The following is a 24,494-nucleotide window of genomic DNA, read 5'->3' on the forward strand; positions in this document are numbered from 1 at the left end:
TTGCGGTGCTCCAGCCTGCCTCAAGGGACCGAGGGTAGCGGCTCCATTGGTCCCATCACCCCCGCCATTGGTCACTGCGCGGGTTCCGGCGGCCCCTTGGCGGTCGCTGCACGGACCGGGCGGCGTCACCTTGGCTCGACTCTCCGGCACACCATCCCATGACCCGACGCCACGACATCGACGCCCTGCGCGTGTTCGCCTTCGCCCTGCTGATCCTCTACCACACCGCCATGGCCTATGTGGACGATTGGGGCTTCCACCTCAAGAGCGTGCACACGGCCGAATGGCTGCAGTGGCCGATGGTGTTCGTCAATCGCTGGCGGATGTCACTGCTGTTCCTGATCTCGGGCATCGCCATCGCACTGATGCGACCCGAAGGCAGGTTGCTGCGCTTCGCCGGCCTGCGTACCTGGAAGCTGCTGTTGCCCCTGCTGTTCGGCATGTTCGTGATCGTACCCATCCAGCCGTACTGCGAAGGCGTGGCCAATGGCCATGTGGCGCCCGGATTCGGCCACTTCCTGCTGCGCTACTGGCAGGTGCGGCCGTGGCCGGAAGGCAGCTTCGCCGGCTGGCAGTACGGCATCACCTGGAACCACCTGTGGTACCTGGCCTATCTGTGGAACTACACCCTGGCGCTGGCCCTGCTGATGCCATTGCTGGGAACAACAGGGGTGCGCAGCGCGATGGCACGCGTTGCAGCCTCACCCACGCTGCTGATCGGCATTCCGTTCGCCCTGCTGCTGGCCTGGGTGGTCTGGCTGGAACCGATCTATCCGTCCACCAATGCCCTGCTCGGCGACTGGTACCAGCACGCGAAGTACGCCACGGTATTCCTGGCCGGCTACCTGCTGGGTCGCGAGCCACTGTTCTGGGAACGGGTGGTTGCTCTGCGCCGCACCACGCTGTGGCTGGCGTTGGCCGCGGTCGGCTGGTATCTGGGGTTGCGCATCCTCGGCCAGGTCCTGCCGGCTGACTCCTCGTTGCGGCAATGGCCCGACCCGTTCTGGGACCTGCAGGTCCGGACCAGCCAGTCGCTGTACGTGTGGACCGCGCTGCTGACCATCCTGGGCTGGGGCAAGGTCTTCCTCGACCGCCCGTTCGGCTGGCTGCCGTACTGCACCGAGGCGATCTATCCCTGGTACATGCTGCACCAGAGCTTGATCATCGTGCTGCTGTTCTGGCTCAAGCCGCTGCAACTGGGGACGTGGGCCGAGCCGGCCCTGCTGCTCGGCGGCACCGTCGCCGGCTGCCTGCTGATCCACGAGCTGCTGATCCGTCGCGTGCGCTGGCTGCGGCCCCTGTTCGGCCTGCGTGCCAATCCACCTGCGGCGCCGATCGCACGCGCCGCGACAGCACAGTTGTAGAGCCGAGCATGGGCTCGGCTCTACATCAACGCAGTCGAGCAAGCTCGACCCTGCACCGGCGTCCGCCCGGTCATTTCACCTCGAACTCGCCCACCAGCACGGTTTCGGCGCGATCCTTCAGCCGCATCGTCACCATCTGGTCCTTCTGCTTGGCCGTGCCCCAATGGGTGGTCAGGCGCAGCATCAAGGTCGTCGCACCGGTCACCAGCTGCTGGCGGCTGCCGAAATAGTTCGCCTCCACCTTGTACTTGCCCGGCTTGGCATTGCGCAGCGAGAACTGCTCGGGACCATAGCCGCCGGTGAAGTCCTGCGACATCCGCCCGCCCTGGTAGGTCTGGCGGTTGCCGTAGTAGGCGCGCTCGCCGTTCGGGTCGGTCACCCACAGGTCCATGTCGCTGTTGTCGGCATCCCACGACAACACCACGCGCAGGTCCAGCGGCATCGCCTGCAGCAGGCGCGGGTCGATGCTGCGGGTGTCCAGGCGCGGCGTACTGCGCGCCACCAGGTTGGTCAGCTCATCCAATGCGATCAGGGCGATACCATCGAAACGACTGTCCCACGGCCGCACCACCACCTGGTACAGCGGCGCCAGTGCCTGCTGCGGCTTGCCCGCCGCTGCCAGTGCCAGGCCCAGGTCGCGGAAGCTCTGCGGCTCTTCCTGGCCCATCGCCAGCACCTGCTCGAATACCGGCACCGCCATTGCCGGTGCATCGGCCTGCATCAGCCGGTAGCCGAGCACGCGCAGCAGGTGGCGGTTGTCCAGGTCCATCTCGGCCAGGTTCGACAGCACACGCAGTGCCAGGTCGCGCTGCCCCTGCTCCAGCAGCAGGTCGGCCACGTCGAGGAAGAACGCACTGCTGTCGGCGTGGGCATCGCGCTCGGCCAGGTAGCGGTCATACAGTTGCGACGACGGGCCCAGGCGCAGGCGCCGGGCGATGGCCGAGTCCGGCTGCCAGGCCGCCAGCTGGATGCCAAGCTGGCCGTCGTTGGCGGCAGCAGATGCGTCGGCGAACCCACCGGTGACCGCGATCGCATCCAGCGCCTTGTTCGATGCCGGTGCTGAGCGGCGCGCGCGTGCGCTGCTGGCGTCCATGCGCTGCTCGGACGCCGCCGCCATCGGTGACGGCGCAGACGGCGGAGCGGGCGCAGGGGCTGCCAGCATCGCCACGGGTGCGGATTCGGCTGCGGAGTCTGCGGATGCAACTTCCAGCGCCATTTCCTTGGCCTGCGGCGGCGCACCCTTCGGCCAGCTGCGGGTCCACCACTGCTGGCGCTCCTTCCAGCGTGCGGCCACTTCATCCAGGCGCTGGCGATCAGCAGCGGCGCGATCACTGACCTGCACTGCAAACCTGGCGTCGTACTCGGCGCGCAGCGTGCCGGACGGACGGATCGCATAGCGCAGGTAGTCCTCCAACGTCTCCAGCACGATCAGCGAGGTATCCGGCCCGACCAGGCCGAACTGCTGCGACAGGCGCTGCATCGCCTCGCGGTTGCCACGGCGGTCGGCGGCCAGCTGCTGCAGGCGCGCCTGTGCCCACAAACCGGCCAGCAGTTCTCCGTCGTCGCTCTTCTGCGTGGAGGGCAACGCCTGCCATTCGCCGCCAGCCACGCGTACCCGCATCGGCACACCGTCGGCCGCCAGTCGTGCATGCAGCCACAGCCAGCCTTGGGCTTCACTGCGACGATCGATCACCACGTCCTGCACGCCGCGCCCCGCATCGACCTGCACATCCAACGGCGACGACAGCAGCTCGCGCGCGGCCGAATCGATATCCTTGCCCAGCGCGACGAAGCGGCCGCCATGCGCTTCACTCCAGCCACGCAGTCGCACGGCATCGGTGCGCGCACCGGCGCTGCTGACCGCAAACAGGCGTTGATCCGGTGCCATCGCCGGCAGCTGTTCCGACCCATAGGTCAGCAGGCCATCGCTGACCAGCAGGTACTCCTTCACGCCTGACTGCGGCTGCCACTGCGCCAGCGCGCTGGCACCGTCCGGGCGCACCGCCTGCAGTGCTGCGCGCAGCTCACTCCAGTTACCGGCGCGGATGCGGAATCGGCGCACCGGTTCGGCGCGATCACGCAGCACGGTCAAGGCCACGGTGCCGTCACCCATCGCAGCGAAGTAGCGATCCAGCAGCGCGAACTCGCGCGTGCGATCGCGCTGCCCCGCCGAACCAGAGCCATCCCACAGCAGGCCGATCTCGCTGGGCAACGTGCGGGGCGTGCTGCTGGCCGCCACCGGCAGCTGCGCCAGCAGGTAGTGCCCATCCTGCCAGGGCGCCACCTGGACCTGCGCCTGACGTGCTGCGGGCAGGCGCCACTGCAGCTGCGTCGGCAGCTGCGCGCCCTTGCCCTGCCAGTGCAGCTGGCCCGCAGTGATGCGGAACGGCGCCATGCCCGCGGTGGACGCGCCCGGCGCCTGCAGCTTCAATTCAACCGAAGCCGCACCGGCGGCAAACTGCAGCGGAAGCGTCCACTGCCAGCCTTGGCCGGCGAAGGCCAACGGCTCACGAATCACCAGCTGCACGCGCCGACTGCCACCGGCCGGCAGCGGGTAGATGCGCAGCCGGAACTGGTTGCCGGCGGTCTGTTCCAGCAGGCCCGGGTCGACGCCGCGGCGAGCGATCTCCTCGAACACCTGGCGGCCGCGGTCCTTGGGCACCGGCACGGCGTCACGCAGTTCACCGTTGATGTCCAGCGCGAAGCCCGTGATCTGCTGGCCATCGGCCAGCGGGAACTGCAGCTCGCCCTCCAGCACGCGCCGGTTCGGGTTGTGGAATTCGAGGGTGATCCGGGTCTGGGCGATGCCGGCCTGGACCTCGCCTTCGATGCGGGCCCGCTGCAACTGCACCCGCTGTTCGGCGGCGGGTGCGATCAGCAACGGGGTGGCGGCTTGCGGCCGGGCAATGCGTGGCGACTGGGCGCCGGCGGGCCAGATTGCGAGGGCAAGCATCAACACGCTGCAGCAACGGGCGAAGACCATGACAGGGCTCCAGTGGGATCGTGGACCTTTGAACGCACGAGCAGCCGGAATGGGGTTGAACACCGCGCAGCTTTTCATCGCCCCCACCAGCAGGCACCATGCCCCACTTTCCCCCCGTGCAAGGATGCCGATGCGATCCCTCCTCCCCGCCGCCCTGCTGGCCCTGGCCTGCCCATTGAGCGCCAGTGCCGCTACCCCGGCCAAGAGCCTGTATTTCCAGCACCACGACTGGATCGTAGCCTGCGACAACACCCTGACCTGCCGCGCCGCTGGTTATGCCCCCGATGATGGCAGCACCCTGAGTGTGCTGCTCACCCGCAAGGGCGGCCCGGGCCAGGCCATCCAGGGGCGCCTGTCGCTGCAGCCGGAAGAAGGCCAGCCCCAGCCCAGGGGCGCACTGCATCTGCGCATCCAGCAGCAGGATCTGGGCGTTCTGGCACCTGCAAAGGGCGAAGGCACGCACAGCCTGAATGCCGCGCAGACCAGCGCACTGCTGTCCGCGCTGGTGCGCGACGGTGGAGTCAGCGTGACCGATGGCGCCGGCCATCGCTGGCAGTTGTCGGACAAGGGGGCGGCAGCGGTGCTGCTGAAGATCGACGAGTACCAGGGCCGCCTCGGCACACCCGGCGCCGTGATGCGCAAGGGCAGCACGCCTGAATCCAGCGTCCCTGCCGCACTGCCGGTGCCGGTGGTGCGCAAGGCCGCTACCGTGGACTCGCACCCGGACGACCCGGCGTTTGCGCAATTGGCCGCCTCACCGGCCCTGCGTGCGGCGCTGCGTGCCACGCTGAAGGACGACAGCTGCGAAGGGCTGCTGGAGACCGACGCCGACGTTCCGCTCAGCAACTCCCCGCTCCAGATCCAACGCCTGGACGCACAGCATGTGCTGGTCAATGTGCAGTGCTGGCGCGCGGCCTACAACACCGGCGATGGCTACTGGGCCGCCCGCCCGCAGGCGCCGTACCAGGCGCAATGGGTAACCAGCGATGCGATCGATTACGCCGACGGCCAGATCATTGCCGCGCAGAAGGGCCGCGGCCTGGGTGACTGCATCACGCAGAACACCTGGACGTGGGACGGCACGCGCTTCGTCGCGACGTCGGAGGTAGCGGCCGGCCTGTGCCGAGGCGTGCCCGGTGGCACCTGGGAATTGCCGACGCTGGTAACCGAGATCCGCTGATCCCCGAAAAAGGGGACGGAGGGGATTAAGTCGTTTGTGCCTTGTTTGCCATTTGCGACTTAATCCCCTCCGTCCCCTTTCTTCATGCGGGGAGGCTGTGCTCGACGATCAGCTGGATGGCGCTGCCGCCGCGATAGTCGTCGCAGGCGAGCCGGTAGGCGAGATGCACGTGGCGACCGGGCGCGTTGCCGTGCCAGCCGCCGAAGTGGATCGCGTTGATCGTGCCGGGTACGCCGGGCAGGCGCAGCTCCAGCTTCAGGTGGCGCTCTTTCAACACACGCCAGTTGGCCACTTCGAAGTGGCCGTCGAACAGCGGCTCGGGGAAACCCTGGCCCCACGGCCCGGCCAAACGCAACGCATCGGCGTGGCGATGGTCGAGCTCGTCGGCGGCCAGTTCGCCGTCGCTGAGGACCTGCTGCTGCAGTGCCGCCGGGTCGAGCATTTCCAGCACCACGGCAACGAAGGCGGCCCTGAAGTCATCGACGTGATCGAGGCGCAGGCTGAGGCCGGCCGCCATGGCGTGGCCACCGAAGCGTTCGATCAGCCCCGGATGGCGCGCGTCGACCAGTGCCAGGGCGTCACGGATGTGCAGGCCGGGAATCGAGCGCGCCGAGCCACGCAACGTGTCGGCACCCGGTTCAGCCGGGGCGAAGGCGATCACCGGGCGATGCAGGCGATCCTTCATTTTCGACGCGACCAGGCCGACCACACCCGGGTGCCAGTCGGCATCGAACAGGCAGGCCGCCACCGGGCGCTGGCCGGCCATGTCCAGTACCACGCGGGTCAACGCCTGCTCGGCGTCGTCGGTCATCGATTGCTGCACGGCGCGCCGTTCCGAATTGATCTGCTCCAGCGTCTGCGCGATCTCGCGCGCCTGGCGCGGGTCTTCGGTCAGCAGCAGGGCAATGCCCAGCGCCATGTCTTCCAGCCGGCCCGCCGCGTTCAGGCGTGGACCGAGTGCGAAGCCGATATCGGTGGCGGTCAGTCGCGCGGCGTCACGGCCGCTGGCTTCGATCAGCGCACGCAGGCCGACACAGCCCTGCCCTGCGCGCAGACGGCGCAGGCCTGCGCTGACCAGCGCACGGTTGTTCGGGTCCAGCGCCACCAGGTCGGCAACGGTACCGACCGCCACCAGGTCCAGCAGCGCGGTCAGGTCCGGACCCTTGCCGTCGGCAAAGACGCCGGCTTCGCGCATCTGCCGGCGCAGCGCCATCAGCACGTAGAAGATCACGCCGACGCCGGCCAGCGACTTGCTGGGGAAAGCATCGCCGTCCAGATTGGGATCGACGATGACATCGGCCGGCGGCAATTGCGGACCGGGAAGATGATGATCGGTGACCAGCACCTGCCAGCCACGCGCCTTGGCCGCAGTCACGCCGGCATGGCAGGCAATACCGTGGTCGACCGTGACCAGCAGGTCCGGCTTCAACGCGGTCAGCTCTTCCACCAGCGACGGCGACAGGCCGTAGCCGTGCACCATGCGGTTCGGCACCGCGTGGAAGACATGCTGCGCCCCGAGCATGCGCAGGCCGCGCACGCCGACCGCGCAGGCGGTGGCACCATCGCAATCGAAATCGCCAACCACCAGGATGCGCTTGTCGTTGGCGATGGCCTCGACCAGCAGGCCCGCCGCATCGTCGATGCCAGTCAGCAGCTCGGGAGCGTGCAGATTGCCCAGTTTCGGCTGCGCCAGCTCCGGCGTGCCCGCACCCCGGCTGGCATAGAGACGCGCCAGCAGCGGCAGCGTGCCCTCCGGCCAGCTGCCGGGCGCGACCGCATCGCGGCGGCGGATCGTCGGCGTATCAGGGGACGGCTGCACAGCATCGGCGGCAAGGGACATCGGCATCGCCGGTTACGAAAGACAGAGGGATGATACCGCGCGCGGGAGAGGCTGTCGGGATTGCGGCCGGCACCTGCGGTAGTGCCGGCCGCTGGCCGGCAACCCCGGCAAACATCGAGGTCAGAGCCGTTCTCCGATGGAAAACGGATCCGCCCCCGCTCGGCCGAGGCCCCGCTCAGTCGTGAAGCTGGCGCGGCTTCTTCCAGAACTGCCAGCGCTGGCCACGGTCCAGCTGGAACTGCAGGCCATCCTCGAAATCCAGCACCAGCCGCTGCAGCTCGCCGCGCTTCAACGCGGCCAGCAGCGGGCGGATCGCATCATTGCCGAGCTGCTGCAAAGAGCGCAGCTGGCGCAGGTCGACCAGCGCATCCACCGCCTGCTCGCCATCCACGGCTACGCCAGCCGCCAGAGCCAGGCCCTGCAGCAGCGCGTCGCGGCTGCGCACCTGTGCGTGCGGCGTGCTGACCGACACCGGCATCACGCCACCGCCCCAGAACCACAGCGAATTGATCGGCTGCTGTCCCTGCGCGGCGCGCTGCTGGTTCCAGGAATGGTTGTGCAGCAGCACCTGCGCTTCGGTCATCAGCGCCCGCCAGCGACGGCCGCCCTCGCCTTCCGGCAGATGCGAGAACAGGTCATCGCCCAGCACCTCGTCCGGACTGTCGAAATCCGGCAGGGCCAGGTCGATCGGAAGCCGCAGGTACCAGCGCGAAGGGTCCGGTGCGTCGAGCACGAATCCGGCATCGGCGAACAACGGCTGCAGCACCGGCAGCAACGCCAGGCTGTCGGCCAGGGTCGGCCGCAGCGTTTCGCCGTAGGCCATCATCCGCGCGCCGTGCATGTCCGGCACCATGCAGGCCGGATCGGCGCGCAGCCAGCTGGCGCCGGCGGCATCGCCGACGTCGCGCTGGCGGGTCAACGCGGCCACCGGCCAGTGCGGCGCGGCGACCGTGAAATGGCGCGTCAGCTGCGCGCGCTCGCCCGGCGCGACCTGCACCGTCGTGGCGCGGCCGAGCGCACGCGCCACATCGTCCGGCAGCGCAGCCGCGGCAAAGCGGCTGCGCGCCGGCAACAGCAGGGTCGCCGTTGCCACTGGGTCAGTCCACGTAGCTGACGCTGACGATCTCGTACTCGCGCTGGCCGGCCGGGGCGTCGATCACGATCGAATCGCCTTCCAGCTTGCCGATCATCGCGCGCGCCACTGGCGAGGAGATGGCGATCAGGCCCAGCTTGATGTCCGCTTCCAGGTCACCGACGATCTGGTACTTCTTCTCTTCGTCGGTTTCCACGTCGGCCAGCGTCACGCTGGCGCCGAACACCACCTTGGAGCCGGCGTTGAGCTTGCTCACATCGATGATCTCGGCGTGCGACAGCTCACCTTCCAGCTGCTTGATACGGCCTTCGATGAAGCCCTGTTCCTCGCGCGCGGCGTGGTACTCGGCGTTCTCCTTCAGGTCGCCATGCTCACGCGCCTCGGCGATCGCGGCGATCACCTTCGGGCGCTTGACCGACTTCAGGTGATCCAGTTCGTCGCGCAGCTTCTGCGCGCCCTTCATCGTGATGGGGGCTCTCATGCATTCAACTCCTTGTGCAGCTCCTGCAGCGACCAGACGGGGCCGGTGCCGCGGAATTCCAGTGAATCCACCAGCGCCTTGGCGCCGGCAATGGTGGTCGAGTAGGTGACGCGATGCTGCAGCGCCTCGCGACGGATCGAGAACGAGTCGTTGATCGCCGAACGACCTTCGGTCGTGTTGACGATGTAGACGATCTCGCCGTTCTTGATCGAGTCGACGATGTGCGGACGGCCTTCGACCACCTTGTTGATGATCTCGCAGTCCATGCCGTGCTGCTGCAGCCATGCGGCGGTGCCACGGGTGGCGACCAGGCTGTAGCCACGCGCCAGCAGTGCCTTGGCCACCGGCAGCACGCGCTTCTTGTCCGGATCGCGGACCGAGACGAAGGCCTTGCCGACCGGCGGCGCCTTGATGCCACCGGCTTCCTGGGCACGCGCGAAGGCGGCGTTGAAGGTGCGGCCGACGCCCATCACCTCACCGGTGGAGCGCATCTCCGGCCCGAGGATCGGGTCGACGCCCTGGAACTTGGCGAACGGGAAGATCGCTTCCTTCACCGAGTAGTAGTCCGGCACGATTTCCTTGGTCGCGCCCTGCTCGGCCAGCGTCTTGCCGGCCATGCAGCGGGCGGCGATCTTGGCCAGCGGCATGCCGGTGGCCTTGGACACGAACGGCACGGTGCGCGAGGCACGCGGGTTCACTTCCAGCAGGTAGATGGTGTCTGCACCTTCATCGCTGGTCTGGATCGCGAACTGGGTGTTCATCAGGCCGACCACGTTCAGGGCCTTGGCCAGTTCCACCACCTGGCGGCGCAGCTCGGCCTGGGTTTCAGCCGACAGCGAGTACGGCGGCAGCGAGCAGGAGGAATCGCCCGAGTGCACGCCGGCTTCTTCGATGTGCTCCATCACGCCACCAATCAGGACGTTGCCATCCTTGTCGGCGATGATGTCGACGTCGCACTCCACGGCGTTATCGAGGAAGCGGTCCAGCAGCACCGGCGAATCGTTGGACACCTTCACCGCGTCGCGCACGTAGCGGGCCAGGTCGGCTTCGCCGTAGACGATCTCCATCGCACGGCCGCCCAACACGTAGCTCGGGCGCACCACCAGCGGGTAGCCGATCTCGCGGGCCAGCAGCAGGGCTTCCTGGTCGTTGCGGGCGATGCGGTTCGGCGGCTGCTTCAGGCCCAGCTTGTCGACCAGCTGCTGGAAGCGCTCGCGGTCTTCGGCCAGGTCGATGGAGTCCGGGCTGGTGCCGATCACCGGCACGCCGTTGGCTTCCAGCGCGCGCGCCAGCTTCAGCGGGGTCTGGCCGCCGTACTGCACGATCACGCCCTTCGGCTGTTCCAGTTCGACGATTTCCAGCACGTCTTCCAGGGTCAGCGGCTCGAAGTACAGGCGGTCGGAGGTGTCGTAGTCGGTCGACACGGTTTCCGGGTTGCAGTTGACCATGATGGTTTCATAGCCATCCTCGCGCAGCGCCAGCGCCGCGTGCACGCAGCAGTAGTCGAACTCGATGCCCTGGCCGATGCGGTTCGGGCCACCGCCCAGGATCATGATCTTGTCGCGGTTGCTCGGCGCGGCCTCGCACTCGTCCTCGTAGGTCGAGTACAGGTAGGCGGTACCGGTGGAGAATTCACCGGCACAGGAGTCCACGCGCTTGTAGACCGGGCGCACCTTGTGCGCACGACGCAGCGCGCGGATGGCGGCTTCGTTGGTGCCGGTCAGCTGCGCCAGGCGGGCGTCGGAGAAGCCAGCGCGCTTCAGCTTGCGCAGGCGGGCGGCGTCCAGTGCGTCGATGCCACCGGCAGCGACGTCAGCTTCGGCAGCGATGATTTCCTCGATCTGGTCCAGGAACCAGTGATCGATGAACGACAGCGCGTAGATCTCTTCCACGCTCATGCCGGCGCGGAACGCATCGGCGACGAAGAACAGGCGCTCCGGGCCTGGCGCCTTCAGCTCGCGACGCAGGGTCTGCAGGTCTTCTTCGTTGCTCAGGTCCAGGCCGGTCGGGTCGAAGCCGACCTTGCCGGTTTCCAGGCCACGCAGCGCCTTCTGCACCGACTCCTGGAAGGTACGGCCCATCGCCATCACCTCGCCCACCGACTTCATCTGGGTGGTCAGGCGGGCATCGGCGGCCGGGAACTTCTCGAAGGCGAAGCGCGGGATCTTGGTGACGACGTAGTCGATCGACGGCTCGAACGAGGCCGGGGTCAGGCCACCGGTGATTTCGTTCTTCAGTTCGTCCAGGGTGTAACCCACGGCCAGCTTGGCGGCGACCTTGGCGATCGGGAAGCCGGTGGCCTTGGAGGCCAGCGCCGACGAACGCGACACGCGCGGGTTCATCTCGATGACGACGACGCGGCCGGTCTTCGGGTTGATGCCGAACTGCACGTTCGAGCCACCGGTATCGACGCCGATCTTGCGCAGCACGGCGATGGAGGCGTCGCGCAGGCGCTGGTATTCCTTGTCGGTCAGGGTCTGCGCCGGCGCCACGGTGATCGAGTCACCGGTGTGCACGCCCATCGGGTCCAGGTTTTCGATCGAGCAGACGATGATGCAGTTGTCCGCGGTATCGCGGACCACTTCCATCTCGAACTCCTTCCAGCCCAGCACCGACTCTTCCACCAGCACTTCAGTGGTCGGCGACAGTTCCAGGCCGCGGCTGACGATCTCGACCAGCTCTTCGCGGTTGTAGGCGATGCCGCCACCGCTGCCGCCCAGGGTGAAGCTGGGGCGGATGATGGTCGGGTAGCCGACGCGGGTCTGGATTTCCAGCGCTTCGTCCAGGGTGTGGGCGACGGCGGCGGTCGGGCATTCCAGGCCGATCTCACCCATGGCGACGCGGAACAGCTCGCGATCTTCGGCCATGCGGATCGCTTCGCGCTTGGCGCCGATCAGTTCGACGTTGTACTTCTCCAGCACGCCGTGGTCGGCCAGGTCCAGCGCGCAGTTCAGCGCGGTCTGGCCACCCATGGTCGGCAGCAGCGCGTCGGGCTTTTCCTTGGCGATGATCTTCTCGACCGTCTGCCAGTTGATCGGCTCGATGTAGACGGCGTCGGCCATCTCCGGGTCGGTCATGATGGTGGCCGGGTTGCTGTTGACCAGCACCACGCGGTAACCCTCGTCACGCAGGGCCTTGCAAGCCTGGGCGCCAGAGTAGTCGAACTCGCAGGCCTGGCCGATGACGATCGGGCCAGCACCGATGATGAGGATGGTCTTGAGGTCAGTGCGCTTGGGCATTTTCTTCTCTAAGTCAGTACAGCGTGACAAGGGGGGTGATCGCACGCTGTCGATCAGGAATCTTGATCCGCAGCGCCGCGCCAGCGGCAGCAGCGATGCGGGGTTTACGGTCCATCGCGACGCCACCGGCGGGCCGGCGGCGTACTGATCACGCCTTGGCCTGCTCCATCAGCACCACGAAGCGGTCGAACAGCGGACCGACATCGGTCGGGCCGGGCGACGCTTCCGGGTGGCCCTGGAACGAGAACGCCGGCACGTCGGTGCGGGCCACGCCCTGGTTGGTGCCGTCGAACAGCGAGCGGTGGGTCACGCGCAGGGTCGCCGGCAGGGTCGCTTCATCGATCGCGAAGCCGTGGTTCTGCGAGGTGATCATCACCCGGCCGCTGTCCAGGTCCTGCACCGGGTGGTTGGCACCGTGGTGGCCGTGGCCCATCTTCATGGTCTGTGCGCCCGAGGCCAGGCCCAGCAGCTGGTGGCCCAGGCAGATGCCGAAGGTCGGGATCTTCACGTCGATGAAGGTCTTGATCGCGTCGATGGCGTAGTCGCACGGTTCCGGGTCACCCGGGCCGTTGGACAGGAACACGCCGTCCGGCTTCAGCGCCAGCACTTCGGCGGCCGGGGTCTGCGCCGGCACCACGGTCACTTCGCAGCCGCGCTCGGCCAGCATGCGCAGGATGTTGGTCTTCACGCCGAAATCGTAGGCCACGACCTTGAACTTCGCCGGCACGCTGACGAAGGCATTGGCATCCAGGTCCAGCTGGCCCTCGGTCCAGGTGTAGGTCTTCTCGATAGTGACGACCTTGGCCAGATCCATGCCCTTCAGCCCCGGGAACTTGCGGGCGGCTTCCAGTGCCTTTTCCACGTCGATGACACCGGCCATCAGCGCACCGTTCTGCGCGCCCTTCTCGCGCAGGATGCGGGTCAGCTTGCGGGTGTCGATGCCGGCGATGGCGACCACGCCACGCTGGATCAGCCAGTCCTGCAGCGACACCTGGCTGCGCCAGTTGCTGGGACGGCGCGGAACGTCGCGCACGATCAGGCCGGCCGACCACACCTTGGACGCTTCATTGTCCTGGTCGGTCATGCCGGTGTTACCGATATGCGGATAGGTCAGCGTGACCATCTGCCGGGCGTAGGACGGGTCGGTCAGCACTTCCTGGTAGCCGGTCATGGCGGTGTTGAACACCACCTCACCGACGGACAGGCCGGGCGCGCCTACGGATTCGCCCTCGAATACGGTGCCGTCTTCGAGGACGAGGATTGCGGCTTGGGTCACGGGAATCTCACTTTGGCTACCGAGGGGGCTGCCGAAGTCACGCCTGCGCTTCACGGAAATCCGGTTGCAAAAAAGCGCGGACGTACGGTCTGGGACCGGTCCGGCTTTCGTGATTCGGCGAGTGCGAATTGTAGCGCTGCCGGGGCGCTCGCGCCAGCGGTTATCGCGCATTGTGAACAGGCGATTGCGCATTCATTTCAATCCGGCGGCGTATGCGGGCCGGAGGCGGGGTCGGATCCTTTCCCGGATGTGAAAGGCTCTGACCCCAGGCGCCCTCGGACGGGGCCAGAGCCCTTTCCGCTGGAAAGGGATCCGACCCCAGGAATCAGCCCGCCTTACTGCAGCAGGTCCCGCACCCGATAGCTGCCCGGGGCTCGGCCCTGCAGCTGGCGGGCGGCGAACAGGGCGCCGCGGGCGAAGATGTCGCGGTTGGTGGCCCGGTGCACCAGCTCGATGCGCTCGCCCGGGCCGGTGAACTGCACCAGATGCTCGCCGACGATGTCGCCGGCACGCAGGCTGGCGTAATGCGGATCCGCCCCACCCCGCTGCGCGGCCGCACCCAGGGTCAGCGCGGTGCCCGACGGCGCGTCCTTCTTCTGCGTGTGGTGCGATTCGACGATGTCGCAGTCCCAGCCGGCCAGCGCCTGCGCCGCGCGCTCGACCAGCTCGTCCAGTACCGCCACCCCCAGGCTGAAGTTCGACGCCCAGACCAGCGGAATGGACGCCGCAGCGGCCTCCAACGCCTGCCGCTGCGCGCTGGAGATGCCGGTGGTGCCCGAGACCAGGCCCGCGCCGCGCTCCACGCACAGCGCCAGCATCGGGTCGAAGCCCTCCGGCAGGCTGAAGTCGATCGCCACGTCGAACACCGGCGCACCGGGCAGTTCGCTGGCCGCGAAGAACGGCACGCCGTCGACCACGCGCTGGGCCGGCGCACGGCCGGTAACCGCAGCCACGATCTGCAGGGTATCGGGATGTTCGGCGGCCAGCCGCAGCAGGGCCTGGCCCATGCGCCCGGAGGCACCGTGAATGAGCAATCGCAGGGGAGTCTGGTTCATGCCTGCAGGCTAGCGGCAGCACGCCTGCTCCGGCAAGCGCCATCACTGCTACGCTGCATGCCCTTTCATGCAATGGATGGCAGCCCCCTCATGCAGATCAGCGAACAGCTGGTGCTGGTCACCGGTGCCGGCCGCGGCCTTGGCCAGCACATCGCCCGCGCGTTCGCGGCGCAGGGCGCGCGCGTCATCGTCAATTATCACCGCAGCGAAGGCGCCGCACGTGCGCTGGCCGCCGAGCTGGGCGGCCAGGCGATCGCGCTGCCGGCCGACGTCACCGACCGCGGCCAGGTCGATGCGATGCTGCAGCAGGCGCTGGGGCACTTCGGCCAGGGCGTCACCACGGTGGTCAACAACGCGCTGGCCGCCTTCTCGTTCAATGGTGATGCCCGCGACGGCGCCGCCGATATCGGCTGGCCGGCGTTCCAGGCGCAGTTCGAGGGCAGCGTGCGTGGCGCGCTGAACACCGTACAGGCCGCCCTGCCCGGCATGCAGGCCCGTCGCTTCGGCCGGGTCATCAACATCGGCACCAACCTGTTCCAGAACCCGGTCGTGCCCTACCACGACTACACCGCCGCCAAGGCCGCGCTGCTGTCGCTGACCCGCACCCTGGCCGGCGACCTCGGCCCGCATGGCATCACCGTGAACATGCTGTCCGGTGGCCTGCTGCGCACTACCGATGCCAGCGCCGCCACGCCCGAAGCGGTGTTCGACTACATCGCCGCAAACACGCCACTGCGCAGCGTCACCACCCCGGCCGAGTTCGCCGACGCCGCGCTGTTCTTCGCCAGCCCGTGGTCACGCGCGGTGACCGGGCAGAACCTGGTGGTCGATGGCGGTCTGGTGCGGGACTGAGGCAATGCGCATTTCCGAGGTCAGCCGCCTGACCGGTGCCAGCGCCAAGGCCATCCGCCTGTACGAGGCGCGCGGACTGCTGCCACCGGTGCCACGACTGAACCGCTATCGCGACTACAGCGAACAGGATGTGGCCTGGGTGCAGTTGATCCGCCAGGCGTTGGCGCTGGGCATCACGCTGGCCGCAGTATCCCGCCTGCAGGGCCGCGACGGACGGCTCGACTGGCCTGCGGTGCTGGCCTTGCTGGGACAGCAACGCACGCGCATTGCCAGCGAACGCGCGCGGTTGGCGCAGGTCGAGCGCGCCCTGCAGCAGGTCAGCGACGAACTGCAGCAGTGGCTGCTCTCCGGCAGCCGTGACTGCGTGCTGGAACCCAGCGGCTGCACGACCCAGGCTTGACTCTGCCCCTGGGGCAGACCGCAGCCTCGCGCACTTTCCATTGCCCGAGGTTGCCGTGTCCCGTTCCATCCTGATCCTGCTCGGCCATCCCGACCGCGACAGCCTGTGCGGCGCGCTCGCCCAGCGCTATGCCACCGCCGCCGAGAACGCCGGCCACCGGGTACGCCTGATCGCTCTGGGCAACCTTGAATTCGACCCGGTGCTGCGCCACGGGTACCGCCAGATCCAGCCGCTGGAAGCGGATCTGCAGGACGCCGCCGACGCGATTGAAGCCTGCGATCACCTGGTCCTGGTCTACCCCACCTGGTGGGGTGCGATGCCGGCGCTGCTGAAGGGCTTCTTCGATCGCGTGCTGCTGCCGGGGTACGCCTTCCGCTACCGGCGCGATTCGGTGTGGTGGGACCGGTTGCTGGCTGGCCGCAGCGCGCGGGTGATCACCACGCTGGATACGCCGCCCTGGTATTACCGCTGGATCTACCGCGACCCGGGCATCACCCAGATCCGCGCCACCATCCTGGAATTCTGCGGCATCCGCCCGGTGCGGGTCAGCCGACTCGGTGCGGTACGCAGCAGTACCCCAGCACAACGCAGCAAGTGGCTGGCGTTGGCAGCAGAGCTGGGTTCACGCGCCAGGTAGATCCACGCCATGCGTGGATGAAATACGGGCCACGTTCCAGTGTCGCGTTTGCCAATTGACCGCCAGGCACTGCGCCTCAAGGCTGTGGGCCCCGCTTCCGGCCCAGGCAAAGCCCATGAAATCCTCGACCGTCTTCAGCAAGTGCGCCCGGAAGACCGGCTTTGCCGGCACGTCGACGACCCGCTACCGCTTGCTGGATGCCGCCCTGCTTGTCGTGAATCACCAACGCGCCAGCGAAAGCCGGGGCTTCTATGTGAATGCCGGGCTCTACTTTCCAGAGCTGCTCGAGTATCCCCTCGCGCCTGACGATCTTGAAACGGCTTTCAGGTACCGCTCCAGCATCCCCACGCCCCATGTCGACTGGCGGATCGAAGAAACGCCGGGCCTGCGCCGGGCGTTCATCCAGCAGGACCTTGACGACCTGTTGGAGGCCGGAAACCGTGACGGACTGAAAGGCCTGCTGCTTGATGCCCTGGCCGACGTGGCGGGCTTCGCGGCAGCCCATGGAAACCGCGAATCGGTGCGGCGACTGAATCAGGACGGAAACTTCCGCGCGCTCATCCGTAGAGAGGTCTGAACCCTGGAAAGCGTGCGAACCAAGGTTCGCACCCACCGGGCGAGAGTTCGTCCCCACAGGGCAAAGGCCCGCACCCACCGGGCGAAAGTTCGCACCCACCGGGCGGCTGCAGTCGAGCTTGGCTCGACGCTACTTCTTGGTCGGCCCGCAGCTGTCGCAACCGCCACAGGCACCACCACCGCCCGTTGCCGGCGGCGCGATCTTCCGCCCCAGCGCCTGCAGCCAGGCAGCGCGGCCCGGCTTCAGCAGGGCCAGCGCCAGTGCCCCGCGCAGCGTGCGCACGGTGCCCGGGAACTGCTTCTTCAGCACCACCCAGGCACTGACCAGCACGGCCACCGCGATGATCAGGTACTGCAGCAGCAGTCCACGGTCCATCAGCCGCCTCCCAGCGCCTTGGTCACCTGGTAGGTGATCAGCGCAGCCACGTAAGCCGCAGCAAACAGGTAGAACGCCGAGAAGGCCATCGTCTTCCACGAATTGGTCTCGCGCTTGATGGTGGCCAGCGTCGAGATGCACATCGGGGCGTAGATGTACCAGACCAGCAGCGACAGCGCGGTGGCCAGCGACCAGCCGTCGCTGATCAGCGGAGTCAGCGCCTGGCTGGCAGCATCGTCATCGGCCGCCGACAGCGCGTACACGGTCGCCAGCGAGGACACCGCCACTTCGCGCGCAGCCAGGCCCGGAATCAGTGCAATGCAGATCTGCCAGTTGAAGCCCAGCGGCGCGAAGAACACCGCCATCGCATGACCGATCTGGCCGGCGAAGCTGTAGTCGATCGCCGGCATCGTGGCGCCAGCCGGTGCCGCCGGGAACGACAGCAGTACCCACAACAGGATGGTCAGCGCCAGGATGATGCCGCCAACGCGCTTGAGGAAGATCATGCCGCGCTCGTACAGGCCGACCGCCAGGTCGCGCACATGTGGCAGGCGGTACGACGGCAGCTCCAGCATCAGCGGGTGCTCGCTCTTGTCGCGACGCCACTTCTTCATGATCCACGACATCGCCAGCGCACTGAGAATGCCCGCCGCGTACAGGCCGAACAGCACCAGTCCCTGCTGATTGAACACGCCCCACACCGTCTTCTGCGGAATGAACGCGCCGATCAGCAGCGCATACACCGGCAGCCGCGCCGAACAGGTCATCAGCGGCGCCACCAGGATCGTGGCCAGGCGGTCACGCGGGTCCTGGATGCTGCGCGTGGACATGATGCCCGGCACCGCGCAGGCGAAGCTGGACAGCAGCGGGATGAACGAGCGACCGGACAGGCCGGCGGCGGCCATCATGCGGTCGAGCAGGAACGCCGCACGCGGCAGGTAGCCGGATTCCTCCAGCACCAGGATGAAGAAGAACAGGATCAGGATCTGCGGCAGGAACACCACCACGCCACCGACGCCGGCGATGATGCCGTCGGTCAGCAGGCTGGCCAGCGGGCCCTCCGGCAGCACGCTGCCGACGAAGGCGCCGAGCCAGGCGAAACCGGCCTCGATGGCGTCCATCAGCGGCGTCGCCCAGGCGTACACCGCTTGGAAGATCAGGAACATCACCACGGCCAGGCTGACCAGGCCGAACACCGGGTGCAGCAGCCAGCGGTCCAGCGCGTCGTCGATCTTCGCGGTCCGCGCCGGCATCCGCACGGCGACCGACAGGATCTGGCGCACCTTGGCATGGTAATCGATGCCACCCTCCGGGCCCGGTACCGGCGCATCCAGGTGCGGCACCATGGCGTCGAGGCGCTCGACCAGGGCCTTGGCGCCCTGCTTGCGCACCGCCACGGTTTCAACCACCGGCACGCCCAGCTCCCGCTCCAGCGCGGCCACGTCCACCTGGATGCCGCGGCGCTGGGCCGCATCGACCATGTTCAGGGCCACCACCATCGGCTTGCCCAGTTCGCGCAGTTCCAGCGCGAAACGCAGGTGCAGGCGCAGGTTGGTGGCATCGATCACGCACAGCAGCACGTCCGGCGCGGCTTCGCCCGGGTAGAAGCCCCGGCACAGGTCACGGGTGATCGCCTCGTCCAGGCTGGCAGGCTGCAGGCTGTAGGCGCCCGGCAGGTCAAGCACGGCGAATTCACGGCCGGACGGCGCGCGCAGGCGGCCTTCCTTGCGCTCGACGGTGACGCCGGTGTAATTGGCGACCTTCTGGCGGCTGCCGGTCAGCTGGTTGAACAGCGCGGTCTTGCCACTGTTGGGGTTACCGACCAGCGCGATGCGCAGGGGGGCGGTGGCGGTGGTAGCGGTCATGCACGTCGTTCCTGGCTGGCGGCGTCGACCACGACGCGCTTGGCTTCACTGATCCGCAGCGCGAACCGGGTGAACCCGACCTGCACCAGCAGCGGCTCGCCGCCCACCGGGCCCTTGGCCACCAGGCGCACTTCCTCGCCCTTCACGAAACCCAGCTCGCGCAGGCGACGGGCAATGGCATCGTTGGCATGCAGGTCCTGCACGGACTCGACCACGGCCGAGGTGTGCAGCGGCAGTTCGGACAGCGTCATCTAGCGTGTTCTCTGCTGGATGTAAATGGTTCTCGATTCTAACATTCCCGCGTCGCGTCATGGCCCATGACCAATGGCCCGCTATGATCCATACAGGTATGGAGTGACCCTGGAATCCCATGAACGATGCTTTGCAGATCGAGCGCCGTGGCGCCGTCCTCACCCTCTGGCTGAACCGGCCGGAGCTGCACAACGCCTTTGACGCCAGCCTGATCGCCCGGCTGACCGCCGCACTGGAAGCCGCCGGCCGCGATGATTCGGTCCGGGCCGTGGTGGTCGCCGGCCACGGCGCCTCCTTCTCGGCCGGTGCCGACATGCAGTGGATGCGCGGCATGGCCGCCGCCAGCGAGGCCGACAACCGCGAGGACTCGCTGGCCCTGGCGCGGCTGATGCGCACCCTGGACGAGCTGCCCAAGCCGACCCTGGCCCGGGTCCACGGCGCGGCCTTCGGTGGCGGCGTCGGCCTGGTTGCCTGCTGCGACATCGCCATCGCCAGCACCTCGGCCCGCTTCGGCCTGACCGAAAGCCGCCTCGGCCTGCTGCCGGCGGTAATCTCGCCCTACGTGATCGAGGCCATCGGCCCGCGCCAGGCGCGGCGCTGGTTCGCCACCGGTGAGCACTTCGACGCCGATACCGCACTGCGCATCGGCCTGGTCCACCAGCTGGTCGAGCCCGAGCGCCTGGACGAGGCGCTGGAGCGGCAGCTGGCCCTGCTCGACAAGGCCGGCCCGATCGCCTCGTCCACCGCCAAGCAGCTGGTCCGGCAGGTCCGCGACAGCCATGACCGCGACGCGCTGGATCGGGATAATGCCGCCCTGATCGCGCGCCTGCGGGTGTCCGCCGAGGGCCAGGAAGGCCTGGGCGCCTTCCTCGACAAGCGCGCGCCCCACTGGGTCACGGAAGCCTGAACATGCTCGATCATCTTGGTTTGACCAGCGCCGACCTGGCGCGCAGCAAGACCTTCTTCCTGCAGGCACTGGCGCCGCTGCAGATCGGCGTGGTGATGGAAGTGACCGCCGAACAGACCGGCGCGCACGACCACATCGGCTTCGGCAGCGACGGCAAGCCGTTCTTCTGGCTCGGTAATGGCGGCACCGCCAGCCACGGCGTGCACGTGGCCTTCGCCTGCGCCAGCCGCGACCAGGTGGACGCCTTCCATGCTGCCGCCCTCGCCGCCGGCGGCCGCGACAACGGCGCGCCGGGCCTGCGCCCGTGGTACCACCCCGACTACTACGGCGCCTTCGTGCTCGACCCGGACGGCAACAACATCGAGGCGGTCTGCCATCGCCCGGTCAGCGAGGTGGCCGCATGAGCGACTACGTCCGCATCGTCGAGGTCGGCCCGCGTGACGGCCTGCAGAACGAAAAGCAGTCGGTGTCCACCGCCGACAAGATCGAACTGATCAACCGCCTGTCGGCCACCGGCCTGCGCAGCATCGAGGCGACCAGCTTCGTCAGCCCGAAGTGGATCCCGCAGTTGGCCGACGCCGCCGAGGTCTACGCCAGCATCCAGCGCCGGCCCGGCATCCACTACCCGGTGCTGGTGCCGAACGAACAGGGCTACGACCGCGCCCGTGCGGTGGGCGTGGAAGAAGTGGCGGTGTTCACTGCAGCCTCCGAGGCGTTCAACCGTACCAACACCAATGCCGGCATCGACGAATCGCTGGCCCGGTTCGAGCCGATCCTGCGCCGCGCCGCCGCCGATGGCGTGCGCGTGCGCGGATATGTCTCCACCGTGCTCGGCTGCCCCTACCAGGGCGAGGTGCCACTGGCCGACGTGGTGCGGGTGGCGCGTGCCCTGCACCAGATGGGCTGTTACGAAATCTCGCTGGGCGACACCATCGGCGTCGGCACCCCGCGCAAGGCACGGGCGATGCTGCAGGCGGTTGCCGCCGAGATTCCAATGGCGGCACTGGCCGTGCACTTCCACGACACCTACGGCCAGGCCATCGCCAACATCGCCACCTGCCTGGAAGAAGGCGTGCGCGTGGTCGACAGCGCGGTGTCCGGTGCCGGTGGCTGCCCCTACGCCAAGGGCGCCAGCGGCAACGTCGCCAGCGAGGATGTGGTCTACCTGCTGCAGGGCCTGGGCCTGGACAGCGGCGTGGACCTGCCGGCACTGGCCGAGACCGGCCGCTGGCTGGCCGGCCTGCTCGGCCGCGCCACCGCCAGCCGCACCGGGCAGGCGCTGGCCGCCGCCGGCTGACCGTTGCACTGCGCCGCCCTGCAAAGGCGGCGCAGTGCACAACAGCGGCGGTCGCGGCTTCCGTTAGAATCGGCGGTTCTCGAACCTGCAGGACCGTTCAATGCAGCTGTCTTCCGTACGTGCCGTGATCACTGGCGGCGTTTCCGGCCTCGGCCTGGCCGTGGCCCAGCACCTCGTCGCCCAGGGCGGCAAGGTGGCCCTGTTCGACCTCAACGACGACAAGGGCGCCTCCGCCGTTGCCGATCTGGGTACCGACAAGGCCCGCTATTTCAACGTCAACGTCAGCGATGAAGCGGCCGTCTCGGCAGCCATCGACCAGGCCCACGATTTCCTCGGCGGCCTGAACGTGGCGATGAACTGCGCCGGCATCCTCGGCGCCGGCCGCGTGCTGGGCAAGGAAGGCCCGATGCCGCTGGCCGGCTTCCAGGGCACGGTGATGGTCAACCTGGTCGGCAGCTTCAACGTGGCCAAGGCCGCGGCCAACCGCATGCAGCACAACGAAGCCGGCACCGACGGCGAGCGCGGCGTGATCATCAACACCGCCAGCATCGCAGCCTATGAAGGCCAGATCGGCCAGGCCGCCTATGCAGCCAGCAAGGGCGGCGTGGTGTCGATGACGCTGCCGATGGCGCGCGAACTGTCGCGCTTCGGCATCCGCGTCAACACCATCGCCCCGGGCGTGTTCTGGACGCCGATGGTGGATGGCATGCCCGAGGCGGTGCAGCAGTCGCTGGCCGCGTCGATCCCGTTCCCGTCGCGCCTGGGCAAGCCGGAAGACTTCGCCAGCCTGGTCGGCTTCATCCTCGGCAACACCTACCTCAACGGCGAGACCATCCGCCTGGACGGCGCTACCCGCCTCGCTCCGAAGTGATTCCCCCCGGGCGCCGGGACGGCGCCCTCCCCCAACGACCTAGATCACCATGAAAGCCAACGACATCAAGAAGGGCAACGTCGTCGAGTACAACAACGGCGTGTACCAGATCCGCGACATCGAGCGCAGCTCGCCGCAGGGTCGCGGCGGCAACGTCCGCTTCCGCTTCATCATGTACAGCGTGCCGGGCGGCAACAAGCTCGATGCCAGCTTCGATGCCGACGACAACCTGGTCGAGGTCGAACTGCTGCGCCGCCAGTCCACCTATTCGTACAAGGATGGCGATGCGTTCGTGTTCCTCGATGACGAGGACTACACCCCGTACACCCTGGACGCGGACGTGATCGGCGACGACGCCGGCTACATCACCGACGGCCTGACCGGCATCTACGTGCAGGTGATCGACGAGCAGCCGGTGGCGATCCAGCTGCCGGCCTCGGTGGTGCTGGAAGTGATCGAGACGCCGCCGGAACTGAAAGGCGGCACCGCCACCAAGCGCCCGAAGCCGGCCAAGCTCAACACCGGCATCGAGATCATGGTGCCGGAGTACATCGTCAACGGCGAACGCGTGTTGGTGAACACCGCCACCGGCGAATTCGCTGGCCGTGCCGACTAAGCGCCTTGCGCTGATCGGCTGCCTGTCCCTGCTTGCGGCGTGCTCGCCGCAGGCAGCGGACAACGCTGCCGACGCCACGCCGGCCGAACCGGCCGTGACGGCCCCACCTGCGGTGGAGGCACCGGCCGCCGTCGAGGCCACCGCCGAAGCGGAGCCCGCTACCGACCTGACCTCGGGCGATGAGGACCTGGACAAGGCACGTGCAGCCGCAGGCTGTCCGGTCCCAGGCGATGTGTACGACGTCGACGACGTGCGCATCTACTGCGCGATGCCGGCCGACGTGCAGGCCTTCCTCGCGCGCGAGAACACCTGCCAGCATTTCGCCGGCGAAGAGCCGTACGACGACGAGCGTCGCCGCGAACTGGAAGAGGCCAGCGCGAAGTACTGCGAGGGCCGCGAGAAGATCTTCACCGATCTGGTCGCGCGTCATCGCGGTGACTGCGCTGTCCGCGCAGCGCTGATCGGAATCAACACACGCTATGACCTGGACTTCGATCTCAACCTGAAGCCCTGCGGGGGCTGACCCCTCGATGATGTAGAGCCGAGCATGGGCTCGGCTCTACAGAACAGATGCCTTACGGCTGCTTCGCGCCGAAGTTGCCGCAGCCGTGATACTGGCGGGTGCCGATGGTCAGGTTCACCTTGGCATCGAATGCCTCGCCACTCATGTCGTCCTGGCACGTGGTGCGCTGGAAGCTGAGCTTCACGTCGGTACCGTCGGACGCCTTGCCACTCCAACCGTCAGCACCTTCGGTGGGCTTGGCCACATCGAAGCGGCGCTCGCCATAATCGACTTCCACCTGCAGGCCCGGCGTGTCGCCATCTACGACCGCGAGCCACCCCGGTTCGTTGCCGGTGGCGCGGAACGCGGCATTGCCAGCACTGCCATCGCCTTCAGTGGCTTCGACCGCATGGCACTCACGATCGGCTTCGCCCTTCAGGCTCAACAGGCCGTCATCGCTGCCCTTGGTCCAGAAGCTGTTGCCCTTGCCATCGCCGTATTTGGCGCCTGACGCCGCACGCTCGGAGCTCATGGCGAAAGTGCGTTCGCCGATCACCACCGTGGCCGCATCCTCGCCATTGAAGGTCGCGCGCACGCTCAGATCACCACACTGGTACGTGGTCTCGCTGCCGGCACCGGTGCCGGCGGCCGGTTCGGGCGCGGCCGGCGGCGCGGCATCATTGCCGCTCGCGGCGGGCGGCTGTGCCGGCTGGCACGCGGCCAGGACCAACCCGAGGGAGGCTGCCAACAGACTGGGAACTACACGCATGGCTCGACTCCTTGTCGACACTACAGAGATCTTCGACCCTATCACCTGCCGGTGAGCGGGGCC

Annotated in this window: 23 protein-coding genes; 12 read left to right on the forward strand and 11 right to left on the reverse strand. The window is 67.9% G+C overall.

From position 1 onward, the window contains the following. Positions 1 to 158 precede the first annotated feature (158 nt). Positions 159 to 1,364 carry an acyltransferase family protein gene (locus BKE09_RS00780; RefSeq protein ID WP_075674567.1) on the forward strand — a complete coding sequence of 402 codons (1,206 nt, stop codon included), beginning with the start codon at positions 159 to 161 and terminating at the stop codon, positions 1,362 to 1,364. Positions 1,365 to 1,434: 70 nt separating this feature from the next. Here the strand turns inward: BKE09_RS00780 and BKE09_RS00785 are convergent, their stop codons facing one another. Further along, entirely contained in the window at positions 1,435 to 4,347 is a 2,913-nt protein-coding gene (locus BKE09_RS00785; protein WP_075674568.1) for a VIT domain-containing protein, read from the reverse strand. Positions 4,348 to 4,477: 130 nt separating this feature from the next. Here BKE09_RS00785 and BKE09_RS00790 point away from each other — a divergent pair, with 130 nt between their 5' ends. Further along, positions 4,478 to 5,527, forward strand: coding sequence for a DUF1176 domain-containing protein (locus BKE09_RS00790; protein WP_075674569.1), 1,050 nt, complete (start codon positions 4,478 to 4,480; stop codon positions 5,525 to 5,527). An 82-nt stretch (positions 5,528 to 5,609) separates the two neighbouring features. On the opposite strand, the gene recJ is transcribed toward BKE09_RS00790, so the two are convergent. The 6 genes from recJ to dapB all read right to left on the reverse strand — a co-directional run bounded on the left by recJ (position 5,610) and on the right by dapB (position 14,511). Beyond that, the gene (gene recJ / locus BKE09_RS00795; RefSeq protein ID WP_075674570.1) at positions 5,610 to 7,367 is read right to left on the reverse strand and encodes a single-stranded-DNA-specific exonuclease RecJ; all 1,758 of its coding nucleotides are present in this window, start codon (positions 7,365 to 7,367) and stop codon (positions 5,610 to 5,612) included. A gap of 175 nt (positions 7,368 to 7,542) precedes the next feature. After that, positions 7,543 to 8,460: a hypothetical protein gene (locus tag BKE09_RS00800; RefSeq protein ID WP_021204549.1), complete on the reverse strand. Its 918-nt coding sequence runs from the start codon at positions 8,458 to 8,460 to the stop codon at positions 7,543 to 7,545. Between the two features lie 4 nt (positions 8,461 to 8,464). Beyond that, a complete protein-coding gene (greA, locus tag BKE09_RS00805) occupies positions 8,465 to 8,929 on the reverse strand; it encodes a transcription elongation factor GreA (protein WP_026347191.1) in 465 nt (154 codons plus the stop codon). An 8-nt stretch (positions 8,930 to 8,937) separates the two neighbouring features. Next, a complete protein-coding gene (gene carB / locus BKE09_RS00810; RefSeq protein WP_075674571.1) occupies positions 8,938 to 12,180 on the reverse strand; it encodes a carbamoyl-phosphate synthase large subunit in 3,243 nt (1,080 codons plus the stop codon). Between the two features lie 148 nt (positions 12,181 to 12,328). Continuing rightward, positions 12,329 to 13,456 (reverse strand): glutamine-hydrolyzing carbamoyl-phosphate synthase small subunit, encoded by a 1,128-nt coding sequence (carA, locus tag BKE09_RS00815; protein WP_075674572.1) that lies wholly within the window; start codon positions 13,454 to 13,456, stop codon positions 12,329 to 12,331. A 335-nt stretch (positions 13,457 to 13,791) separates the two neighbouring features. After that, a complete protein-coding gene (gene dapB / locus BKE09_RS00820) occupies positions 13,792 to 14,511 on the reverse strand; it encodes a 4-hydroxy-tetrahydrodipicolinate reductase (RefSeq protein ID WP_075674573.1) in 720 nt (239 codons plus the stop codon). A gap of 72 nt (positions 14,512 to 14,583) precedes the next feature. Between dapB and BKE09_RS00825 the strand changes: the two genes are divergently transcribed. From BKE09_RS00825 to BKE09_RS00840, 4 genes are all read left to right on the forward strand, one after another. Next, positions 14,584 to 15,363 (forward strand): 3-oxoacyl-ACP reductase, encoded by a 780-nt coding sequence (locus BKE09_RS00825; RefSeq protein ID WP_075674574.1) that lies wholly within the window; start codon positions 14,584 to 14,586, stop codon positions 15,361 to 15,363. 4 nt (positions 15,364 to 15,367) lie between these two features. Beyond that, the gene (locus BKE09_RS00830; RefSeq protein WP_075674575.1) at positions 15,368 to 15,763 is read left to right on the forward strand and encodes a MerR family transcriptional regulator; all 396 of its coding nucleotides are present in this window, start codon (positions 15,368 to 15,370) and stop codon (positions 15,761 to 15,763) included. Between the two features lie 55 nt (positions 15,764 to 15,818). Beyond that, the gene (locus BKE09_RS00835) at positions 15,819 to 16,400 is read left to right on the forward strand and encodes an NAD(P)H-dependent oxidoreductase (protein WP_075676527.1); all 582 of its coding nucleotides are present in this window, start codon (positions 15,819 to 15,821) and stop codon (positions 16,398 to 16,400) included. Positions 16,401 to 16,515: 115 nt separating this feature from the next. Next, positions 16,516 to 16,977 carry a DUF4304 domain-containing protein gene (locus BKE09_RS00840; RefSeq protein ID WP_049444848.1) on the forward strand — a complete coding sequence of 154 codons (462 nt, stop codon included), beginning with the start codon at positions 16,516 to 16,518 and terminating at the stop codon, positions 16,975 to 16,977. 129 nt (positions 16,978 to 17,106) lie between these two features. Here the strand turns inward: BKE09_RS00840 and BKE09_RS00845 are convergent, their stop codons facing one another. The 3 genes from BKE09_RS00845 to BKE09_RS00855 are packed head-to-tail and all read right to left on the reverse strand — an operon-like array spanning position 17,107 to position 19,468. Next, on the reverse strand, positions 17,107 to 17,352 hold the full coding sequence (locus BKE09_RS00845; RefSeq protein WP_075674576.1) for a DUF6587 family protein: 246 nt from the start codon (positions 17,350 to 17,352) through the stop codon (positions 17,107 to 17,109). Continuing rightward, the gene (locus tag BKE09_RS00850) at positions 17,352 to 19,217 is read right to left on the reverse strand and encodes a ferrous iron transporter B (protein ID WP_075674577.1); all 1,866 of its coding nucleotides are present in this window, start codon (positions 19,215 to 19,217) and stop codon (positions 17,352 to 17,354) included. The genes BKE09_RS00845 and BKE09_RS00850 overlap by 1 nt, the downstream gene beginning before the upstream one ends. Then, positions 19,214 to 19,468 (reverse strand): FeoA family protein, encoded by a 255-nt coding sequence (locus BKE09_RS00855; protein ID WP_005409473.1) that lies wholly within the window; start codon positions 19,466 to 19,468, stop codon positions 19,214 to 19,216. The genes BKE09_RS00850 and BKE09_RS00855 overlap by 4 nt, the downstream gene beginning before the upstream one ends. Before the next feature lie 119 nt (positions 19,469 to 19,587). On the opposite strand from BKE09_RS00855, the gene BKE09_RS00860 reads away from it, so the two are divergent. From BKE09_RS00860 to BKE09_RS00885, 6 genes are all read left to right on the forward strand, one after another. Next, a complete protein-coding gene (locus BKE09_RS00860; protein ID WP_014037048.1) occupies positions 19,588 to 20,376 on the forward strand; it encodes an enoyl-CoA hydratase/isomerase family protein in 789 nt (262 codons plus the stop codon). Positions 20,377 to 20,378: 2 nt separating this feature from the next. Then, positions 20,379 to 20,780 carry a VOC family protein gene (locus BKE09_RS00865; protein WP_075674578.1) on the forward strand — a complete coding sequence of 134 codons (402 nt, stop codon included), beginning with the start codon at positions 20,379 to 20,381 and terminating at the stop codon, positions 20,778 to 20,780. Beyond that, complete coding sequence (locus BKE09_RS00870) at positions 20,777 to 21,673, forward strand: hydroxymethylglutaryl-CoA lyase (protein ID WP_075674579.1); 897 nt, start codon at positions 20,777 to 20,779, stop codon at positions 21,671 to 21,673. The genes BKE09_RS00865 and BKE09_RS00870 overlap by 4 nt, the downstream gene beginning before the upstream one ends. Positions 21,674 to 21,773: 100 nt before the next feature. Continuing rightward, complete coding sequence (locus BKE09_RS00875) at positions 21,774 to 22,544, forward strand: SDR family oxidoreductase (RefSeq protein ID WP_075674580.1); 771 nt, start codon at positions 21,774 to 21,776, stop codon at positions 22,542 to 22,544. A 49-nt stretch (positions 22,545 to 22,593) separates the two neighbouring features. After that, positions 22,594 to 23,160, forward strand: a complete 567-nt coding sequence (gene yeiP, locus BKE09_RS00880; RefSeq protein ID WP_005409468.1) for an elongation factor P-like protein YeiP — start codon at positions 22,594 to 22,596, stop codon at positions 23,158 to 23,160. Next, a complete protein-coding gene (locus tag BKE09_RS00885; RefSeq protein WP_075674581.1) occupies positions 23,150 to 23,683 on the forward strand; it encodes a hypothetical protein in 534 nt (177 codons plus the stop codon). The genes yeiP and BKE09_RS00885 overlap by 11 nt, the downstream gene beginning before the upstream one ends. Before the next feature lie 52 nt (positions 23,684 to 23,735). On the opposite strand, the gene BKE09_RS00890 is transcribed toward BKE09_RS00885, so the two are convergent. Further along, complete coding sequence (locus tag BKE09_RS00890; protein ID WP_075674582.1) at positions 23,736 to 24,431, reverse strand: MliC family protein; 696 nt, start codon at positions 24,429 to 24,431, stop codon at positions 23,736 to 23,738. Positions 24,432 to 24,494 lie beyond the last annotated feature (63 nt).

It is taken from the genome of Stenotrophomonas sp. TD3, from assembly GCF_001939825.1.
Classification (GTDB): domain Bacteria; phylum Pseudomonadota; class Gammaproteobacteria; order Xanthomonadales; family Xanthomonadaceae; genus Stenotrophomonas.

What these genes read in the sequence shown, in the direction of transcription:
- BKE09_RS00780 (WP_075674567.1), top strand. Translation starts at nt 159, where the DNA reads ATGACCCGACGCCACGACATCGACGCCCTGCGCGTGTTCGCCTTCGCC.
- BKE09_RS00785 (WP_075674568.1), bottom strand. Translation starts at nt 4,347, where the DNA reads ATGGTCTTCGCCCGTTGCTGCAGCGTGTTGATGCTTGCCCTCGCAATC.
- BKE09_RS00790 (WP_075674569.1), top strand. Translation starts at nt 4,478, where the DNA reads ATGCGATCCCTCCTCCCCGCCGCCCTGCTGGCCCTGGCCTGCCCATTG.
- recJ (WP_075674570.1), bottom strand. Translation starts at nt 7,367, where the DNA reads ATGTCCCTTGCCGCCGATGCTGTGCAGCCGTCCCCTGATACGCCGACG.
- carB (WP_075674571.1), bottom strand. Translation starts at nt 12,180, where the DNA reads ATGCCCAAGCGCACTGACCTCAAGACCATCCTCATCATCGGTGCTGGC.
- dapB (WP_075674573.1), bottom strand. Translation starts at nt 14,511, where the DNA reads ATGAACCAGACTCCCCTGCGATTGCTCATTCACGGTGCCTCCGGGCGC.
- BKE09_RS00825 (WP_075674574.1), top strand. Translation starts at nt 14,584, where the DNA reads ATGGATGGCAGCCCCCTCATGCAGATCAGCGAACAGCTGGTGCTGGTC.
- BKE09_RS00830 (WP_075674575.1), top strand. Translation starts at nt 15,368, where the DNA reads ATGCGCATTTCCGAGGTCAGCCGCCTGACCGGTGCCAGCGCCAAGGCC.
- BKE09_RS00840 (WP_049444848.1), top strand. Translation starts at nt 16,516, where the DNA reads ATGAAATCCTCGACCGTCTTCAGCAAGTGCGCCCGGAAGACCGGCTTT.
- BKE09_RS00845 (WP_075674576.1), bottom strand. Translation starts at nt 17,352, where the DNA reads ATGGACCGTGGACTGCTGCTGCAGTACCTGATCATCGCGGTGGCCGTG.
- BKE09_RS00850 (WP_075674577.1), bottom strand. Translation starts at nt 19,217, where the DNA reads ATGACCGCTACCACCGCCACCGCCCCCCTGCGCATCGCGCTGGTCGGT.
- BKE09_RS00855 (WP_005409473.1), bottom strand. Translation starts at nt 19,468, where the DNA reads ATGACGCTGTCCGAACTGCCGCTGCACACCTCGGCCGTGGTCGAGTCC.
- BKE09_RS00860 (WP_014037048.1), top strand. Translation starts at nt 19,588, where the DNA reads ATGAACGATGCTTTGCAGATCGAGCGCCGTGGCGCCGTCCTCACCCTC.
- BKE09_RS00865 (WP_075674578.1), top strand. Translation starts at nt 20,379, where the DNA reads ATGCTCGATCATCTTGGTTTGACCAGCGCCGACCTGGCGCGCAGCAAG.
- BKE09_RS00870 (WP_075674579.1), top strand. Translation starts at nt 20,777, where the DNA reads ATGAGCGACTACGTCCGCATCGTCGAGGTCGGCCCGCGTGACGGCCTG.
- BKE09_RS00875 (WP_075674580.1), top strand. Translation starts at nt 21,774, where the DNA reads ATGCAGCTGTCTTCCGTACGTGCCGTGATCACTGGCGGCGTTTCCGGC.
- yeiP (WP_005409468.1), top strand. Translation starts at nt 22,594, where the DNA reads ATGAAAGCCAACGACATCAAGAAGGGCAACGTCGTCGAGTACAACAAC.
- BKE09_RS00890 (WP_075674582.1), bottom strand. Translation starts at nt 24,431, where the DNA reads ATGCGTGTAGTTCCCAGTCTGTTGGCAGCCTCCCTCGGGTTGGTCCTG.